The organism is Synechococcus sp. W55.2 (genome assembly GCF_047461635.1).
GTDB lineage: Bacteria > Cyanobacteriota > Cyanobacteriia > Thermostichales > Thermostichaceae > Thermostichus.
In genome coordinates, this window is sequence record NZ_JANSHM010000113.1 from 1 (window position 1) to 2,539 (window position 2,539).

The window sequence follows — 2,539 nt, forward strand, 5'->3', positions numbered from 1 at the left end:
GGTAGTAATCCGTACTGAACATATTATACATTATTTTCAGTATAGTTGAGCTTATTATTGACTAGAGTCATGCTCCAAAAAAGACAGAAGTTGCTGAGCTACACTCGCTACACGAAGGGGCGCCGGTCAGCCTGTCTCTGCCGTTACAAAAGCCAGGCGTCATAGCCATAGTCCGACCAAGGGCTGGCCCCAGAAGAAGGCAAAAGAAATGCACGATGGAAGCCATGGTCGCGTCAGCGTTGGGTAGCAACCTCGATCCGGCCAATCTGGATCAGACGGAAGCAAGCCGAGGCTTGGCCCGCCTGGGGATCGATGTGGGGGGCACCTTTACTGATCTGGTGCTCTTGCAGGATGGCCAGATGCAGACGGCGAAGGTGCTGTCTACCCCCAGCCCTGAGGAGGGAGTCTTTGCGGCGCTGGACAAGCTGGGGGCGCTCCAAGGAGAGCTCCGGGTTGACCTGTTCTGCCATGGCATGACGGTGGCCACCAACGCGCTGCTGGAGCGCAAGGGATCCCCCACCCTGTTTTTGACCACGGCGGGCTTCCGGGATGTGCTGTCCATTGCCCGTCAAAACCGCCCCTCTCTGTATGACCTGACGCAGCCCAAGCCGGAGCCGGTGGTGCCCCGCCACCACTGCCTGGAGGTGAAGGAGCGCTGCAGCGTGGGTGGAGTGTTGGAGCCGCTCACCGATGCCGAAATCCGGCGGGTGGTGCAGGAGGTGGGGGAACGAGTGCAGCGGGATGGGATCCGCGCTATTGGGGTGGGGTTTTTGTTTTCTTTTCTCTACCCGGAGCACGAACAGCGGCTGGGAATGGCCTTGCGACAGGCTTTCCCGGAGCTACATCTTTCCCTGTCTTGCGAGGTGGCGCCGGAGTTCCGCGAATACGAGCGCTTCAGCACCACCGCCATCGATGCCTACCTCAGCCCGGCATTGGCGGGCTACCTGCACCGCTTGGCCCAAGGATGTCGGGAGCGAGGGATCCCCCAGCCCTTGATCATGCAGTCTTCCGGCGGGGTGACCTCCATTGCTCAGGCGGCGGCCCATGCTTCGGTGGCTTTGCTCTCAGGGCCGGCAGGCGGAGTTTACGGGGCGGCCTATCTGGGTCGGCTGAGTGGCTACCCCCACTTGCTCAGCTTCGATATGGGGGGAACCAGCACAGATGTGGCCTTGATCCAAGATGGGATCCCCCAGGTTACTCCCGCAGCGGTGGTGTGCGGCTTGCCCGTGCAACAGCCCCAAATTGACATCCACACCGTCAGTGCCGGCGGCGGATCCCTGGCCTATTTGCTGCCCGGCGGTGGGCTCCAGGTGGGGCCAGAGAGTGCCGGATCCAACCCTGGGCCGGCCTGCTACGGTCGGGGGGGAACAGCTCCGACGGTTACCGATGCCAACCTCTGGCTGGGGTACCTGCCGGATGGCGGGCGGCTGGGCAACTCGGTGCAGCTACGGCGGGAGCTGGCGGAACAGGCTATTGCCACGCTGGCGGATCCCTTGGGTTTGAGCTTGCAGGAAACTGCCGTTGGCATTCGCACCTTGGCGAATGTCGCTATGTCGCGGGCCTTGCGGGTGATCAGCGTGGAGCGGGGTTTGGATCCCGCCGATTTTGCCCTGTTGGCCTTTGGTGGAGCCGGGCCCATGCATGCCTGTGCTTTGGCAGAAGAGCTGGGCATCCGCACGATCTTGATCCCGGCTGCCTGTGGGGTGCTCTCGGCGCTGGGAATGGCTTTGGCAGATCTGCGGCGAGACTATCGGCGGGCCATCCTCCAACCTCTGCGGCAGCTCACGTCCGCTTCAGGGGGATCCCCGCTGGCTCAATGGGCAGAACCCCTGATCCGCCAGGCGAGAGCCGATCTGCAGGATCCGGCGCTGCACTTCAGCTTGGACTTGCGCTATCGCGGCCAGTCTTTTGAGTTGGAGATCCCAGTGCAGTTGTCAGATCCGATTCCTCATCTGGAGCAACAGTTTCACCAGGCCCACCGACAACGCTATGGATGGCAGGATTTGGCCCAGCCGGTGGAGGTGATTCAGTTGCGTCTACAGGCGGTGCAGGCCCTACCCACCGTGCCTTTGACTGCACCCCACCCTTTGCCAGGGGATCCCCTCAAGGGTCGGCGAGAGGCATGGTTTGGGGGCAGGATGTGCTCGGTGCCGGTCTACGATCGGCAGCGCATGGATGTGGGGTTTCAACTGCGCGGGCCGGCAATTGTCGAGATGCCGGAGGCAACTGCGGTGATCGAAGCCGGTTGGACAGGTGTCATTGACGAAGTGGGAACCCTAATCTTGAGCTGTGTTCGCGATAGCGGGACAAAGTCCTGGTAAACCACCCGACACCCGTGCTATGCGCAGGGTGCGGGCTTTATCCCAATCCCTAGCGGCCCCAGAGGACAGCTAAGTTTCGGAATTTCAGGCGAGTTTACAGTCGCCCCAAGGAGAGAGATTACTTGAGCAGCGTTATGGTCAGCATCCCCTTCCCACCCGCAGTGTCCACACTTGAACGACTTACCATTGCGGTAGGACTTACCCCGCTCAGGGTGGAT

Annotated in this window: 1 protein-coding gene and 1 pseudogene; one reads left to right on the forward strand and one right to left on the reverse strand. The window is 61.4% G+C overall.

The window, feature by feature from the left end; translation table 11 throughout:
- Nucleotides 1–215 precede the first annotated feature (215 nt).
- Nucleotides 216–2,321: a hydantoinase/oxoprolinase family protein gene (locus NW828_RS13710; protein ID WP_414384457.1), complete on the forward strand. Its 2,106-nt coding sequence runs from the start codon at nt 216–218 to the stop codon at nt 2,319–2,321.
- A gap of 17 nt (nt 2,322–2,338) precedes the next feature.
- On the opposite strand, the pseudogene NW828_RS13715 reads toward NW828_RS13710, so the two are convergent.
- Nucleotides 2,339–2,539, reverse strand: a pseudogene (locus NW828_RS13715) (RNA-guided endonuclease TnpB family protein); the annotation flags it as partial.

What these genes read in the sequence shown, in the direction of transcription:
- NW828_RS13710 (WP_414384457.1), top strand. Translation starts at nt 216, where the DNA reads ATGGAAGCCATGGTCGCGTCAGCGTTGGGTAGCAACCTCGATCCGGCC.